General features: G+C 69.8%; 13 protein-coding genes and 1 other RNA gene. 12 read left to right on the top strand and 2 right to left on the bottom strand.

The genetic code is table 11. The features are described 5' to 3' along the window. Positions 1 to 75: 75 nt before the first annotated feature. The 3 genes from ACFQ6X_RS10135 (at position 76) to ACFQ6X_RS10125 (ending at position 3,667) form a co-directional block, all read left to right on the top strand. On the top strand, positions 76 to 1,314 hold the full coding sequence (locus ACFQ6X_RS10135; protein ID WP_383178759.1) for a serine/threonine-protein kinase: 1,239 nt from the start codon (positions 76 to 78) through the stop codon (positions 1,312 to 1,314). 70 nt (positions 1,315 to 1,384) lie between these two features. Further along, positions 1,385 to 2,491: a peptide chain release factor 2 gene (gene prfB, locus ACFQ6X_RS10130; protein WP_383178756.1), complete on the top strand. Its 1,107-nt coding sequence runs from the start codon at positions 1,385 to 1,387 to the stop codon at positions 2,489 to 2,491. Positions 2,492 to 2,845: 354 nt separating this feature from the next. Continuing rightward, positions 2,846 to 3,667, top strand: coding sequence for a hypothetical protein (locus ACFQ6X_RS10125; RefSeq protein WP_383178753.1), 822 nt, complete (start codon positions 2,846 to 2,848; stop codon positions 3,665 to 3,667). A 328-nt stretch (positions 3,668 to 3,995) separates the two neighbouring features. On the opposite strand, the gene ACFQ6X_RS10120 is transcribed toward ACFQ6X_RS10125, so the two are convergent. Beyond that, the gene (locus tag ACFQ6X_RS10120) at positions 3,996 to 4,187 is read right to left on the bottom strand and encodes a hypothetical protein (RefSeq protein ID WP_329210455.1); all 192 of its coding nucleotides are present in this window, start codon (positions 4,185 to 4,187) and stop codon (positions 3,996 to 3,998) included. Positions 4,188 to 4,445: 258 nt separating this feature from the next. On the opposite strand from ACFQ6X_RS10120, the gene ftsE reads away from it, so the two are divergent. The 5 genes from ftsE (at position 4,446) to ssrA (ending at position 8,349) form a co-directional block, all read left to right on the top strand. Next, on the top strand, positions 4,446 to 5,135 hold the full coding sequence (gene ftsE / locus ACFQ6X_RS10115; RefSeq protein WP_014046319.1) for a cell division ATP-binding protein FtsE: 690 nt from the start codon (positions 4,446 to 4,448) through the stop codon (positions 5,133 to 5,135). A gap of 35 nt (positions 5,136 to 5,170) precedes the next feature. Then, on the top strand, positions 5,171 to 6,088 hold the full coding sequence (ftsX, locus tag ACFQ6X_RS10110) for a permease-like cell division protein FtsX (protein ID WP_329210457.1): 918 nt from the start codon (positions 5,171 to 5,173) through the stop codon (positions 6,086 to 6,088). A 68-nt stretch (positions 6,089 to 6,156) separates the two neighbouring features. Beyond that, complete coding sequence (locus ACFQ6X_RS10105; protein WP_383178748.1) at positions 6,157 to 7,344, top strand: S41 family peptidase; 1,188 nt, start codon at positions 6,157 to 6,159, stop codon at positions 7,342 to 7,344. An 18-nt stretch (positions 7,345 to 7,362) separates the two neighbouring features. Next, entirely contained in the window at positions 7,363 to 7,851 is a 489-nt protein-coding gene (gene smpB, locus ACFQ6X_RS10100; RefSeq protein ID WP_383178745.1) for an SsrA-binding protein SmpB, read from the top strand. Between the two features lie 109 nt (positions 7,852 to 7,960). Further along, positions 7,961 to 8,349, top strand: a transfer-messenger RNA (tmRNA) gene (gene ssrA / locus ACFQ6X_RS10095). Positions 8,350 to 8,433: 84 nt separating this feature from the next. Here the strand turns inward: ssrA and ACFQ6X_RS10090 are convergent. Beyond that, positions 8,434 to 9,615 carry an MFS transporter gene (locus ACFQ6X_RS10090; protein WP_383178742.1) on the bottom strand — a complete coding sequence of 394 codons (1,182 nt, stop codon included), beginning with the start codon at positions 9,613 to 9,615 and terminating at the stop codon, positions 8,434 to 8,436. An 84-nt stretch (positions 9,616 to 9,699) separates the two neighbouring features. Between ACFQ6X_RS10090 and ACFQ6X_RS10085 the strand changes: the two genes are divergently transcribed. The 4 genes from ACFQ6X_RS10085 to ACFQ6X_RS10070 all read left to right on the top strand — a co-directional run bounded on the left by ACFQ6X_RS10085 (position 9,700) and on the right by ACFQ6X_RS10070 (position 15,116). Continuing rightward, positions 9,700 to 10,680, top strand: coding sequence for a LysR family transcriptional regulator (locus ACFQ6X_RS10085; RefSeq protein WP_383178739.1), 981 nt, complete (start codon positions 9,700 to 9,702; stop codon positions 10,678 to 10,680). Positions 10,681 to 10,845: 165 nt separating this feature from the next. Continuing rightward, complete coding sequence (locus ACFQ6X_RS10080; protein WP_383178735.1) at positions 10,846 to 11,505, top strand: hypothetical protein; 660 nt, start codon at positions 10,846 to 10,848, stop codon at positions 11,503 to 11,505. Between the two features lie 72 nt (positions 11,506 to 11,577). Beyond that, positions 11,578 to 13,707 (top strand): glycosyltransferase, encoded by a 2,130-nt coding sequence (locus ACFQ6X_RS10075; protein ID WP_383178826.1) that lies wholly within the window; start codon positions 11,578 to 11,580, stop codon positions 13,705 to 13,707. After that, positions 13,704 to 15,116: an acyltransferase family protein gene (locus ACFQ6X_RS10070; RefSeq protein WP_383178732.1), complete on the top strand. Its 1,413-nt coding sequence runs from the start codon at positions 13,704 to 13,706 to the stop codon at positions 15,114 to 15,116. Before ACFQ6X_RS10075 ends, ACFQ6X_RS10070 begins: the two co-directional genes overlap by 4 nt. Positions 15,117 to 15,119 lie beyond the last annotated feature (3 nt).

Raw genomic sequence — 15,119 nt, 5'->3', positions numbered from 1 at the left:
CAGGGCACGCAACACCCCGATAGCCGCGTAACTTTGTCGACCGGGGGGTCAACGCCAGCCGCTGAGGGAGCAGTCTTGGCACGGAATATCGGCAGCCGGTACACCGCCCACCAGATTCTGGGGCGCGGCAGCGCCGGCACGGTGTGGCTCGGCGAGGGGCCCGAGGGCCCCGTCGCCATCAAGCTGCTCCGTGAGGACCTCGCGTCCGACCAGGAGCTCGTGGGCCGCTTCGTGCAGGAGCGCACAGCCCTGCTCGGGCTCGATCATCCGCACGTGGTCGCCGTGCGCGACCTCGTCGTGGACGGCAACGACCTCGCGCTGGTCATGGACCTCGTGCGGGGCACCGATCTGCGCACCCGGCTCGACCGGGAGCGCCGCCTCGCGCCCGAGGCCGCCGCGGCGATCATCGCGGACGTGGCCGACGGGCTCGCGGCCGCGCACCGTGCCGGAGTGGTCCACCGCGACGTCAAGCCGGAGAACATCCTGCTCGACATGGAGGGCCCCCTGGGCCCCGGGGGCTCGCACCCGGCACTGCTCACCGACTTCGGTGTCGCCAAGCTGATCGACACCCCGCGCCGCACCAAGGCCACCAAGATCATCGGTACGCCGGACTATCTGGCCCCCGAGATCGTCGAGGGCCTCCCGCCGCGCGCCGCCGTGGACATCTACGCCCTCGCGACGGTGCTGTACGAGCTCCTGGCAGGCTTCACGCCCTTCGGCGGCGGCCACCCCGGCGCGGTGCTGCGCCGCCACGTCACCGAGACGGTCGTCCCCCTCCCGGGCATCCCCGAGGAGCTCTGGCAGCTGCTGGTCCAGTGCCTGGCCAAGGCGCCTGCGTCCCGGCTGCGCGCCTCGGAGCTCGCGGTCCGCCTGCGCGAGCTGCTTCCCCTGCTGTCCGGGATACCTCCGCTGGACGTGGACGAGCCCGACGCCGAGGCCGAGCCGCAGATGTACGACGAGCAGCAGTACACCCCCGCCCACGAGGAGCCGCGCCGCCGCGGCGCGGTCCCGCTGGTACCGGGCTCCTCCCCGGACTCCAACCGGGACACCCATACGAGCATGCGGGTCCCCGCCCCCGACGAGCTGGCCGGCGGCCCTCTGGGCACGGCACGCGCCCCGCGCGCCCCGGGGCGTCCGAGGCCCGGATCGGCACGCAACAAGTCCGCCGCCGTCCGCAAGCGCCGCATCACCCTCGGTGCTGCCGTGGTCGCCCTGTGCGTGGCCATAGGGGTGGGCGGCTGGCTCGCCACGAGCGGTGACGACGCGGGCGCGACCCCCCAGGACACCGAGAATTCGGCGCCGGCGGTGCCCTGAGGACCACCCTCGGGACGGCCCGGTCCCGGGGGAGGAACAGGTTCACTCGTCCAGCCGTTAGGCTGGACCCGTGGCAGTCGTCGATATTTCCGAAGAGCTGAAGTCCCTCTCCTCGACCATGGGGTCGATCGAGGCCGTCCTGGACCTGGATGCGCTGAGGGCCGATATCGCCGCGCTCGAGGAGCAGGCGGCGGCGCCGTCCCTCTGGGACGACCCGGAGGCGGCGCAGAAGATCACCAGCAAGCTTTCACACCTCCAGGCCGAGGTCCGCAAGGCCGAGGCCCTGCGCGGCCGCATCGACGACCTCTCCATCCTCTTCGAGCTCGCCGAGGACGAGGGCGACGCCGACGCGCTGGCCGAGGCCGAGTCCGAGCTGGAGTCGGTCCGCAAGGCGCTGGACGAGATGGAGGTCCGCACGCTCCTCTCCGGTGAGTACGACGCGCGCGAGGCCCTTGTCACCATCCGCGCCGAGGCCGGTGGCGTCGACGCCGCGGACTTCGCCGAGAAGCTCCAGCGCATGTACCTCCGCTGGGCCGAGCGGCACAACTACAAGACCGAGGTCTACGAGACCGCCTACGCCGAAGAGGCCGGCATCAAGTCGACCACCTTCGCGGTGGAGGTGCCGTACGCCTACGGCACGCTCTCCGTCGAGCAGGGCACCCACCGGCTCGTCCGGATCTCCCCGTTCGACAACCAGGGCCGCCGCCAGACGTCCTTCGCGGGTGTCGAGGTGCTGCCCGTGGTCGAGCAGACGGACCACGTCGAGATCGACGAGTCCGAGCTCCGCGTCGACGTGTACCGCTCCTCGGGCCCCGGCGGCCAGGGCGTCAACACCACGGACTCCGCGGTGCGCCTGACCCACCTGCCCACCGGCATCGTCGTCTCCTGCCAGAACGAGCGTTCGCAGATCCAGAACAAGGCGTCCGCCATGAACGTCCTCCAGGCGAAGCTCCTCGAGCGCCGCCGCCAGGAGGAGCAGGCGAAGATGAACGCGCTCAAGGGCGACGGCGGCAACTCCTGGGGCAACCAGATGCGTTCGTACGTCCTGCACCCGTACCAGATGGTCAAGGACCTGCGTACGGACTTCGAGATGGGCAACCCGGAAGCGGTGTTCAACGGCGAGATCGACGGCTTCGTCGAGGCCGGTATCCGCTGGCGCAAGCAGAGCGAGAAGTAGCCGTACCCGTACGGCGGTCGGGCCCGGGGCAGGGAAACCTGCCCCGGGCCCGTTCTCGTTCTCCCGTCGCGTGAAGGCGAGTTGAGGGGACCGTGTGGTGAATGCGTCACAGTCGTGGTCCCGAATAGCCGTCAAGAACCCCCATAGCGGCGCGTATGCCCCCGGAACGGCCTTGACGTAGTCCTTAACTCTGGACAGGCTGCTGGAGCAGCATGCGTATGTCTGGGACAGGTGTGATCGGGGGCGGGCGGGATGACCACGGTACGGCGTGGCCCTGCAGAGTGTGACCCCGCAGGGCCGTGGACCGCATATGGCTGCTCCATCGACAAGATCAGCTACTGGGGGTAGCAACAGATGACCAAGAAGACGCGACTCCGCGTCGCGCGGATAGCCGCCGGCGCGGTTATTGCCGCGGGAGCCTCGCTCACCGCTGCGGGTGCGGCTCAGGCCTCGGGCCTCGGCCTCGGTATCGGTATCGGTGTGGACGCCGACGAGACCGGAATCTCCACTGAGGTGACCCTCGACGACCCCCTCGGTGGAGTCGACGCCGGTGCTGACGGCGGTGCCGCTGATGGTGGCGCTGACGGCGGTGCCGATGGTGGCGCTGCTGACGGTGGCGCCGATGGTGGCGTTGACGGCGGTGCTGACGGTGGTGTCGACGGCGGTGCCGATGGTGGTGTCGACGGCGGTGCTGACGGTGGCGTTGACGGCGGTGCCGATGGTGGTGTCGACGGCGGTGCTGACGGCGGTGCCGATGGTGGTGTCGACGGCGGTGCTGACGGTGGGGTTGACGGCGGTGCCGATGGTGGTGTCGACGGCGGTGCCGATGGTGGCGTTGACGGCGGTGCCGATGGTGGTGTCGACGGCGGTGCTGACGGTGGCGTTGACGGGGGTGCTGACGGTGGCGCCGATGGTGGTGCTGACGGCGGTGCCGACGGTGGCGCCGACGGCGGGAACACCGGTTCCGCGACCGGTGACACCGACGGTGACGGCGTCGGCACGGACACCGACAGTGTCGGCAACCAGCCGGTCGAGCAGGGCAAGGGCAAGGACGAGCTCGCCGAGACCGGTGCGGCCGAGACCACGTTCCTGCTGCTCGGTGCCGCGACGATGATCGCCGGTGGTATCGGCTTCCGCATCCTCCCGCGCCTGGTGAACGGCCGTACGGTCGCCTAGTAACCGCTAGCGGTACAGGTACGTACAGAGGGACCCGGTCCGCTTCCCGCGGGCCGGGTCCCTCTGTGCGTGTGTGGCGGACACCGTCAGTGCGTGGGGACGGCTGCCGGGTGTTCTGTCGGCCGGCTTCCTGGTCGGCTCGGGCGCGACAGGAGTCGCCGTAGCGCTCTGGAGGCCGGTAGGCGCTGCGTCTGCGCCCGTGGGCCCGGCGACGCGGCTCCGGCTCCGTGGGCGCGACTGCGGAGCGTCAGGGGGCCTTGTGCGCGCCCGCCGCAGTGACGACGGGCGGAGGGTGAGGGTACCGCGGCCAGGCGCACGGCCTGGTCGGTCACACGGCCTGGTGCGCGAGCAGTGCCAGGGCGGCCACCAGGATCACCATCAGGGCGATCAGCATCGCCGGATTGAGCCCCGCGAACGGGCCCTCCTCCTGCATGCGCTCCCGGCTCGCCCGGCAGACGCGGCAGCGGCCCTCGCTGATGGGAGCCGCGCAGTTTGCGCACACCAGTCGGTCATAGGTCATGCGCTTTCCTCCTCCCGCGCGGCGGAGCCGCATACGCTTTCTCTCCGCACAACGCTCCGGGAAACGCAACCGTTCCCCCTACCACTGTGCCAGCTCGCGCCGGTTTCGGCGCGGCCCGCCGGACAAGGCCCGGCACGCCCCGATTCGTACCCGGTCGCGTTCTGTTACATATCGCCCATTGCTGGACGCCGACTGCACGCGTCAGCCCGCTTCGCGTATGGTCACGCACACCTACTCCCGGCCGACCGTGGTGCATCCGTGATCCGATTCGACAACGTCTCCAAGACCTACCCGAAGCAGAGCCGTCCAGCTCTCCGGGACGTCTCACTCGACATCGAGAAGGGTGAGTTCGTCTTCCTGGTGGGCTCCTCCGGCTCCGGTAAGTCCACCTTCATGAGGCTCATCCTCCGCGAGGAGCGCGCCAGCCAGGGCATGGTCCATGTGCTCGGCAAGGACCTCGCGCGGCTGTCCAACTGGAAGGTGCCGCAGATGCGCCGCCAGCTGGGCACGGTCTTCCAGGACTTCCGGCTCCTCCCCAACAAGACCGTCGCCGAGAACGTGGCCTTCGCGCAGGAGGTCATCGGCAAGCCGCGCGGCGAGATCCGCAAGGCCGTGCCGCAGGTTCTCGACCTCGTCGGCCTCGGGGGCAAGGAGGACCGGATGCCCGGTGAGCTCTCCGGTGGTGAGCAGCAACGCGTCGCGATCGCCCGGGCGTTCGTCAACCGCCCCATGCTGCTGATCGCGGACGAGCCGACCGGAAACCTCGACCCGCAGACCTCCGTGGGCATCATGAAGCTGCTGGACCGGATCAACCGGACCGGCACCACCGTGATCATGGCGACCCACGACCAGAACATCGTCGACCAGATGCGCAAGCGCGTCATCGAGCTCGAGCAGGGCCGCCTCGTACGTGACCAGGCGCGCGGCGTCTACGGCTACCAGCACTGAGCACCTGCACGAGCATCGAGTACTGAAAGGACGCCATGCGCGCCCAGTTCGTCCTGTCGGAGATCGGCGTCGGTCTTCGTCGCAACCTCACGATGACCTTCGCGGTCGTGGTCTCCGTCGCCCTCTCGCTCGCCCTGTTCGGCGGTGCGCTGTTGATGCGCGAGCAGGTCAGCTCGATGAAGACCTACTGGTACGACAAGGTCAACGTCTCGATCTTCCTCTGCAACAAGAGTGACGCCAAGGACGTGCCCAAGTGCGCCAAGGGTGCTGTCACCGCGCAGCAGAAGAAGGAGATCGAAGCCGATCTCGAGAAGATGGACGCCGTCGAGAAGGTCAGCTTCGAGACGGTCGACGAGGCGTACAAGCACTACCAGGAGCAGTTCGGCGATTCGCCGATGGCCGGCAACATCACGCCGGACCAGATGCAGGAGTCGTTCCGCGTCAAGCTCGACGACCCGCAGAAGTACAAGGTCGTCGCGACGGCCTTCGCGGGCCGTGACGGGGTGCAGTCCGTCCAGGACCAGCGCAGCATCCTGGACAACCTCTTCGGGCTGATGAACGGCATGAACGTGGCAGCGCTGTTCGTGATGGCGCTGATGCTGGTCATTGCGCTGATGCTCATCGTGAACACCGTCCGCGTCTCGGCGTTCAGCCGGAGACGGGAGACGGGCATCATGCGCCTCGTCGGCGCCTCGGGCTTCTACATCCAGATGCCGTTCATCATGGAGGCGGCGTTCGCCGGTCTCATCGGCGGCCTGCTCGCCTGCGTGATGCTGCTCGCCGGCCGGTACTTCCTGATCGACGGCGGTCTCGCGCTCCAGGAGAAGCTGAATCTGATCGACTTCATCGGCTGGGAAGCGGTGCTCACCAAGCTCCCGCTGGTCCTCGCGATCGGCCTGCTGATGCCCGCCGTTGCGGCTCTTTTCGCATTGCGCAAGTACCTCAAGGTGTGACAAGCGCCCCGTGCGGCATGCGGCCAACGAGCCGTGTGCCGCCGGGGCGTTGTCCTAGACTCGGCGCCATGCCGGGCCTCACGCACCGATTGAACCCCCGCGGTATCTACCGCGGGGCGGCCCTGACATTGGTCTTCGCGAGCGTGCTCGCCACCGCCGCTGCCACCGGGTCCCTGCCGCGGGAGGAAGACACCGCGGCGGAGATAAAGACCCGTTCCGTCTCCTCCACCGTCGGCTCCGTGGACCGTGAGGAGATCGAGGAAGCCGCGGCCGACGCCGAGGCCGACGGGAAGTCGGGGACGGACGCCGCGGCGGAGGTCGTCAGCCGCAGCGGGGACCGCTGGGGCGCTGTGTACGACGAGCGCGAGTACGAGGACTTCGAGCAGGCCCTGGACGGCTCGTACACCGGGGTCGGCATCTCCGCGCAGCGCTCGGCCCGGGGGGACGTCGTCGTGACGGGCGTCCAGCCGGGCGGACCCGCGGATCTGGCGGGTGTCCGCAAGGGTGATCTGCTGCGTACGGTCGACGGCCTCCGGGTCGAGAAGCGCCCCGTCGCCGATGTCGTAGCCCTCCTGCGCGGCGACCGTACGGGAGCGGTCGAGGGCACCTCCGTGGTCCTCGGGCTCCGTCGAGGTGCGCGCTCCTGGACCGAGACCCTGTACCGGGCCCGGCTCGCCACGCAGCCCGTCACCGTGCGGCGGCTGGGCGGGGAGCCCTCCGCCGCCGTGCTGATCAAGGTCGCCGCCTTCACCAAGGGGGCGGGCACCGCGATCCGCGACGCCGTGCGCACGGCCCCGGGGGACGCGGGGATCCTCCTGGACCTCCGGGCCAACTCGGGCGGACTGGTCACCGAGGCCGTCACGGCCTCCTCGGCCTTCCTGGACGGCGGGCTCGTCGCCACCTACGACGTGCACGGCGAGCAGCGCGCCCTCTACGCCGAGCCCGGCGGCGACACCGACCGGCCCGTGGTCGTCCTCGTCGACGGCGGCACGATGAGCGCGGCCGAGCTGCTGACCGGCGCCCTGCAGGACCGGGGGAGGGCCGTGACCGTCGGATCGCGCACCTTCGGCAAGGGCTCCGTACAGATGCCCAGCAAGCTGCCGGGAGGTTCGGTGGCCGAGCTGACCGTCGGGCAGTACCGCACTCCGGCGGGCCGCAGCGTCGAAGGGCACGGCATCACGCCGGACGTCGGGGCAGGTCCGGAGGCCCAGCAGCGGGCCGAGACAGTATTGATTGGCCTCGGGGGTGGGTCTTAGTGCGAAAATGACCGCACTATGGCCAAGGAAAAAGACACCGGGCGCAAGATGATTGCGCAGAACAAGAAGGCGCGGCACGACTACCACGTCCTCGACACCTACGAGTGCGGCCTCGTGCTCATGGGTACGGAGGTCAAGTCGCTGCGGATGGGCCGGGCGTCGCTGGTCGACGGCTTCGTCCAGATCGACAACCACGAGGCGTGGCTGCACAACATCCACGTCCCGGAGTACGTGCAGGGCACGTGGACCAACCACGCCGCCAAGCGGAAGCGCAAGCTGCTCCTGCACCGGGCCGAGATCGACAAGCTGGAGTCGAAGTCGCAGGAGACGAGCCACACCATCGTGCCCCTCGCGCTGTACTTCAAGGACGGCCGGGTCAAGGTCGAGATCGCGCTCGCCAAGGGCAAGAAGGAGTTCGACAAGCGCCAGACGCTGCGTGAGAAGCAGGACACGCGGGAGACGAACCGTGCGATCTCGGCGGCCCGCCGGCGCCAGCGGAGCGCGTAGTACGGGGCTCGCCCCGGAGCTGCGGAAAATACGGTGGCACCGGCATGCGTCGGTCACGTACGATGGGCCGTGCACCTCACAGAAGGTGCGCGGATTGAAAAATCAACATGGGGATGATCGGTTTCGACAGCGGATGTCGAAGCAGGGGAAGCGAGTCGAGGAAGCGGCAATGATCTCGTTAACCATATGTCGCAACCAATAATCGCCAATTCCAAGAGCGATTCCCAGTCCTTCGCCCTCGCTGCCTAATAAGCAGTGAGTGAGGGACCCTTAATGGGTGTCAGCCCGGGGGTGTTCCCGACCCGGATCCTGGCATAATCTAGGGGACTAAACCACTGAGTCCGGTCACGGGGCTCGGTGGGAAATCAAACAGTGACTGGGCCCGTCGGAGACTTGTTCGCGAGATCTCCGGGGCCGAGAAAAGCGTAGCGAACTGCACTCGGAGAAGCCCTGGTTCTGCACCGTTGGACGCGGGTTCGATTCCCGCCATCTCCACAATTCCCATGTGAACGAGGACCCCGTTGCCCCTGGCAGCGGGGTCCTCGTTTTTGCTGTGTGCCCGGTTCTCCGTGTGCGCCCGCCTCAGACCCTGCGTATCCCGGCCGCCGCCACCACCAGCGCCAGGGCCGCCGCACACATCGGTACGGCGTAGCCGGAGACCGTCCCGGAGTGCTCCACCAGCCGGCCGCCGACCGCCGACCCCACGGCCACTCCGCCGAGCAGCGCGGTGACCGCGAGCGTCATGCCCTCGTTGAGCTGGGCCTGCGGGGTGAGCCGCTGCACCAGCGTCATCACGGTGACCATGGTCGGCGCTGTGGCCGCACCTGCCACCAGCAGGCAGCCCGCGAGGACGAACAGGGAGCCGGTGGTGGCCGCGGCGATCAGGGGGAGCGACATGAGCACGGTCATCCCCGTGAGGCAGAGCAGCAGCCGGCGCCTGATGTCCGCGGCGGGGCGCAGCGACCCGTACAGCAGCCCCGCCAGGCAGGAGCCGCCCGCCTGCAGAGCGAGGATCGCGCCCCCGGCGTGGGCGATCGAGACGAGCTCCAGGGCGCCGAACACCGCGCCCGTCGCGACGAACGCGGTGAGCAGGGCGGGCATGCCGGGGGTCCGCAGGGGAGAGGCCGCGTGGGTACGGGGTGCCACCGGGGGCTCGGTCGCCCGTTGTGCGGCGAAGAGCAGGACGCCGGTCATCAGGAGGACCGCGCCGGTGAGGGTGCCCGCTTCGGGGAACAGGGCTCCGCACAGGGTGGCGGCCAGGACCGGGCCGAGCATGAAGCACAGTTCGTCGGCGGCCTGTTCGAAGGAGTTCGCGGTGTGCAGGGCCGCCGGGTCGCCCTGGTGCAGATGAGCCCAGCGGGCCCGGGACATGCCTCCGGTGTTCGGGGTGGTGGCCGTGGCGACGTACGCGGCGAAGAGTGTCCAGACCGGGGCGTCGTAGTGCACGCAGAGCAGCAGGGCGAGTGAGCCGAGCGTGGCTATCGCGGTGGCGGGCACGGCGATCCTGGCCTGGCCGTACCGGTCGACGAGCCGTGCGGTCCAGGGGGCGACCAGGGCGGTCGCTGCGAGGCCGGTGGCGGTGACGGCGCCTGCGAGGGCGTACGAACCGTGCGCACCGGCGATCATGATGACGGCGCTGACGCTGAACATCCCCATGGGCAGCCGGGCGAGGAGGTTGCCCGCGGTGAAGGCGCGTGCGCCGGGGGTGGCGAGCAGACGGAGGTACGGGTTGCCGGCGGGGGAGGCAGCGGTTTTCTGGAGCACGGATCAACCCTCACCGTGCGTGGCCCGTGCCGTCCAACACCTGCTCCGAGCCGATTCACGCACCGTTGTTGTAAATTCCGACGTGTGTCCGCCTCCTCGACCTCCGATACCGACCCCCGGCTCCTGCGCGCCTTCGTCGCCGTGGCCGAGGACCTGCACTTCACCCGTGCCGCCGCACGGCTCTACGTCGCGCAGCAGGCGCTGAGCCGGGACATCCGCCGACTGGAACGCGCGCTCGGCACGGAACTCTTCGAGCGCACCACCCGCCAGGTGTCGCTCACCCCTGACGGGGAACGCCTCCTCCCGTACGCCCGGCGGGTACTCGACGCGCACGCCGAGCTTGCCGCCGCTTTCGGCGACCCGGCTGCCCGCCCGCTGCTCGTCGACCTCAACATCGACGGGATGACCGCGGCGCGGGTCCTGGCCAGGGCGCGGGAGCTCGCGCCCGACTGCGAGCTGATGGCCCGCTTCGAGAGCGGCCTGACCTGGGCGGCGGGCGAGGTGCTGGCGGGGCGGCTCGACGCCTCCTTCGGCCGGGCGGCCGGGCTCGACCCCGCGGTCCTCTCCCGGCTCTCCGTACAGCCGGTGCGGTACGAGCCGATGGCCGTCCTGCTGCCGCACGATCATCCTCTCGCCGTGCACCGTGTCGTCGCATTGGACGAACTGTCCGGGGAGACCGTCTACGCGGGGGCGGGCAATGCGCGCACCCGGGAATGGACCGAGCTCGCCGCCCGGCTCTTCGGTGAGTGGGGCATCGTGCTGGCCCCGCCGGCTCCACTGGCCGTCGGAGTGGCTGAATTTCAACGGGTGATGGCCAAGTCCGGGCATCCCGTCCTGACCGTTGTCGACTTCCCGCCGCTGCCGGGGACGGTGGTGCGCCCGTTGGTCCGTCCCGTCCCACTGTCTCCGTTGCTGCTGGTCTGGCGCGCCGGGGCGAGGCACCCCGGTCTGGACGCCCTGCGTGCTGCCGCGGCCGAACTGGCTGCGACAGAGGGATGGATGGTCAGGCCACCCGATTCGTGGCTGCCCGAAGCCGATGTGTCACTCATGCGTCACCGTTCATGAACAACACCTCACACGGGGGCCTGACGGTCACCGGCGTGCGCTACATTCATGTTTCCGGGTGCACCGCGTGGGGGGCGTACGGACAGGGTGGGGGCCCGGTCCGACGGCAGAAATCCAGTCAATCGCGCGCACCCGACTCATTGAGTGGGGGAAGTGCGAACACCTGTGGAAAATTGGCGCGAAGGTACCCGTACCGGGCACACGCACGAGCCGAACGACGTCACCGTCCAGCTGGACGGACTCGGCCGGCAGCTTTCCGAACTGCCTGTTGAACCGACTCCGCCGGACAGCACCGACGGTCCGGTCTTCGTCGACGAGAGTGGCCGCCGCAGCAAGACGTACCGGCGCCTGGGCTGGGTACTCGCCGCGATCTGTGCCGTCTACGCCGTGACGCTGGTCGTCGCCGTGATCGGCGGCAACTCCAGCGCCCCCTGGCTTCCTCTCTCCGGACAGGAGGAGAAGAAGTCGGGCGGGGTGGAGGTCCAGCCCGCCCCGACCGACCGCACAGGTTCGGTGGACGGGACTCCCGGGCCCACGCCCAGCTCCACCGCCTCCGGTCCTGGCCCCAGCACGAGTGCGAGCGCGTCCGGCGGCGCGTCCGCCGGATCGCCCTCGCCCGGCACGGCTTCCTCGGCCTCCGCGAGCAACGCGCCTCCCAAGGGCAACGACGTCGCCACGCAGCCCGCTCCCGGGACGTCGGCCTCCGAGACACTGCCCGCCAGCCCCCCGCCGTCGACCGATCCAGGCGGACCGGCCGAGTCGAGCCCGCCCCCGCCAGAAGAGACCTCGGCCCCGCCGGTGGTCCAACAAGAAGGCGCACAGTAAAAAATGACAACCCCCGCCCCGCGGGGCAGGCACAACCGGAAGAAGAAGCGGACCGTCCGGCGCAGGCTTCCCATGCGCTACCTGCTTCCGTCGCTCCTCCTTGTCGCCCTGCTCGCCATGCTGATGCTGCGCGGATACGTGCACAGCGAGATCCTCGCCGACCACCGCATCCAGGCCCCGGCCCCCACCACCCAGGTGCCGGACAGTGTTCTCGAAGGCGGTCCGGTCATCGACGCCCGGGCCCAGGGCGGGAACGCCAAGACCCTTCGCATACCCGACCACAAGATCGTCCTGACCTTCGACGACGGCCCCGACCCGGTCTGGACCCCGCGGGTCCTGGACGAGCTCAAGAAGCACCACGCGCACGGCGTCTTCTTCGTCACCGGCACCATGGCCTCGCGCTACCCCGACCTCGTGGAACGCATGGTCGACGAGGGGCACGAGGTCGGGCTGCACACGTTCAACCACCCCGACCTGTCGTTCCAGTCCACCAGCCGCATAGACCGGGAGCTCTCCCAGAACCAGCTGGTGCTGGCGGGCGCGGCCGGTATCCGTACGTCGCTGTTCCGGCCGCCGTACTCGTCGTTCTCCGACGCGATGGACAACAAGTCCTGGCCGGTCACGCAGTACATCGGCAGCCGCGGCTACCTCACCGTCGTGAACAACACCGACAGTGAGGACTGGAAGCGCCCGGGGGTGTCCGCGATCATCGAGCGGGCCACGCCCAAGAACGGCGAGGGCGCCATCATCCTGATGCACGACTCCGGTGGTGACCGGTCGCAGACCGTGGCCGCCCTCGGGAAGTTCCTGCCGCAGATGCAGGAGCGCGGCTACGCCTTCACCAACCTCACCGCCGCCCTCGGCGCGCCCAGCGCGCACACCCCGGTCACCGGGTTCGCGCTCTGGAAGGGCAAGGCGTTCGTCACCGCCGTGGACATCTCCGAGCAGGTCACCAGCGTGCTGGTGGTCGGCCTCGCGGTGATCGGCGCGCTGGTCCTCGCCCGCTTCGGTCTCATGCTGCTGCTCTCCTTCCTGCACGCCAGGCGGGTGCGCCGCAAGGACTTCAGCTGGGGCGAACCCTTCACCCGCCCGGTGACGGTCCTCGTCCCCGCGTACAACGAGCGCGAGTGCATCGCCGCCACCGTGCGCTCGCTGGTGGCGAGCGACTACCCGATCGAGGTCATCGTCATCGATGACGGATCGACGGACGGGACGGCCGACCTCGTCGACGAGATGTGGATCCCGAACGTCCGCGTCGTACGCCAGCGCAACGCCGGAAAGCCCGCGGCGCTGAACAACGGCATCGCGAACGCCCGTTACGACATCGTCGTGATGATGGACGGCGACACGGTGTTCGAACCCTCCACCGTGCGCGAGCTCGTACAGCCCTTCGCCGACCCCCGGGTCGGAGCGGTCGCGGGCAATGCCAAGGTCGGCAACCGTGACTCGCTGATCGGCGCCTGGCAGCACATCGAGTACGTGATGGGCTTCAACCTCGACCGCCGCATGTACGACATGCTCCGCTGCATGCCCACCATCCCCGGTGCGGTCGGCGCGTTCCGCCGGGACGCGCTGGACCGGATCGGCGGGATGAGCGAGGACACCCTCGCCGAGGACACCGACGTCACCATGGCCCTGCACCGCGACGGCTGGGACGTCGTCTACGCGGAGAACGCACGGGCCTGGACCGAGGCCCCGGAGTCCGTGCAGCAGCTGTGGTCGCAGCGCTACCGGTGGTCGTACGGCACGATGCAGGCCATCTGGAAGCACCGCCGCGCCGTCATCGAACGGGGCCCCTCGGGCCGCTTCGGACGGGTCGGACTGCCGTTCGTCTCCCTGTTCATGGTCGTCGCCCCGCTGCTCGCGCCCCTCATCGACGTCTTCCTGCTGTACGGCCTGGTCTTCGGCCCGACGGGGAAGACGGTCGCCGCCTGGTTCGGCGTCCTGCTGGTGCAGGCCGTCTGCGCCGCGTACGCGTTCCGGCTCGACCGGGAGCGGATGGTCCACCTGATCTCCCTGCCGCTCCAGCAGATCCTGTACCGGCAGCTCATGTACGTCGTGCTGCTCCAGTCCTGGATCACCGCTCTCACCGGCGGTCGGCTGCGCTGGCAGAAGCTGCGCCGTACGGGAGCGGTGGAAGCGCCCGGTGCGACGCAGAACCGCCGCAACGACGCGGGCAGGGACCGGAGGCCGGTCGCATGACCTACCCGAACCAGCCCCGGCAGGACGGCCCGTACCCGCCGGACGGCGAGTACGGCCAGAACGGCCAGTACGGCGCGGACAGCCGGCACGGCGAGTACGTCCAGTACCCGCCCGCCGGCGGTCCCTTCGCCGCCGAGCCCGTCGCCCACCCGCAGACGGTCCCCGGCGCCCGCCCGGCGCACGTCGGTGCGTTCCCGGACCCGACCAGGACGGCTCGCCATGCCGCTCCGCCCACCGCCCCGCCCTCCGTGCCCGGCCCGGCGGCCGGCACCGGGTCCGCCCCGGCCGCCAAGCCTGGGCGGGACCGCTACCTCGACGTCCTGCGGGCCGTGGCCCTCGTCCGCGTCGTCTTCTTCCACCTCTTCGGCTGGGCCTGGCTGACCGTCCTCTTCCCGTCCATGGGCGTGATGTTCGCCCTGGCCGGTTCGCTGATGGCCCGCTCGCTGGCCCGCCCCGCGGGAAGCGTGATCCGCAGCCGGCTGCGCAGGCTGCTCCCGCCGATGTGGGCGTTCTCGCTCGTCGTCGTGCCGGTGATGTTCGCGCTGAGCTGGAAGCCCGTCCGCGAGGAGGGGCTGTGGTGGTTCGTCAGGATCGCCTACTACATCTTCCCGGTGGGCACCCCGCCGTACCCGGAGGAGAGCGGCTCGGCCGGCGGCTGGCTGGAGCTGACCTGGGCCGACCAGGCGGCGGGCCCGCTCTGGTACCTCCGCGCCTACCTCTGGTTCGTGCTCGCCTCGCCCCTGCTGCTGAAGGCGTTCCGCAGGCTGCCGTGGGTGACGCTGCTCGCCCCGATCGGCCTCACGGCCGTGATCGGCACCGGCCTGGTGACGGTGCCCGGCACCTTCGGTGAGGGTCTCGCCGACTTCGCCGTGTTCGGCTCCTGCTGGATCCTGGGCTTCGCCCACAACGACGGGCTGCTGAAGGAGATCCCGCGCTACCTGGCGGTGTCGTCCGCCGCGATCGTCATGGGCTTCGGCCTGTGGTGGGCGTCCGGCCACCTCACCGAGGAGGGCTGGAACCTGGACGAGATCCCGCTGGCCCAGGCCACCTGGTCCCTCGGCTTCTGCGCGATCCTGCTCGTGTACGCGCCGTCCTGGCAGAAGCTCCCCGGAAAGCTCGCCGGGTGGGACAGCCTGGTCACGCTGGCCAACAACAGGGCCGTGACGATCTACCTGTGGCACAACCTGCTGCTGATGGCCGCCGTGCAGCTCGTCGACGAACTCTGGTCCGTCCCGTGGCTCGGCGACACGTTCGGTACGTACATAGAGCAGTCGTACGAGGTGCTGGTCCTGATCGTGATCTGGCCGCTGATAGGGCTGGCGATCCTGGCGTTCGGCTGGGTCGAGGACGTCGCCGCGAAGCGCCGGCCCCGGCTGTGGCCCAACGGGGCGGACAAGCGCCGGGCCTGAGGC

This window comes from Streptomyces sp. NPDC056452 (assembly GCF_042796085.1).
GTDB lineage: Bacteria > Actinomycetota > Actinomycetes > Streptomycetales > Streptomycetaceae > Streptomyces.
This window is presented reverse-complemented; position numbering and strand designations above follow the sequence as displayed.

What these genes read in the sequence shown, in the direction of transcription:
- ACFQ6X_RS10125 (WP_383178753.1), top strand. Translation starts at nt 2,846, where the DNA reads ATGACCAAGAAGACGCGACTCCGCGTCGCGCGGATAGCCGCCGGCGCG.
- ACFQ6X_RS10120 (WP_329210455.1), bottom strand. Translation starts at nt 4,187, where the DNA reads ATGACCTATGACCGACTGGTGTGCGCAAACTGCGCGGCTCCCATCAGC.
- ftsX (WP_329210457.1), top strand. Translation starts at nt 5,171, where the DNA reads ATGCGCGCCCAGTTCGTCCTGTCGGAGATCGGCGTCGGTCTTCGTCGC.
- ACFQ6X_RS10105 (WP_383178748.1), top strand. Translation starts at nt 6,157, where the DNA reads ATGCCGGGCCTCACGCACCGATTGAACCCCCGCGGTATCTACCGCGGG.
- smpB (WP_383178745.1), top strand. Translation starts at nt 7,363, where the DNA reads ATGGCCAAGGAAAAAGACACCGGGCGCAAGATGATTGCGCAGAACAAG.
- ACFQ6X_RS10075 (WP_383178826.1), top strand. Translation starts at nt 11,578, where the DNA reads ATGCGCTACCTGCTTCCGTCGCTCCTCCTTGTCGCCCTGCTCGCCATG.
- ACFQ6X_RS10070 (WP_383178732.1), top strand. Translation starts at nt 13,704, where the DNA reads ATGACCTACCCGAACCAGCCCCGGCAGGACGGCCCGTACCCGCCGGAC.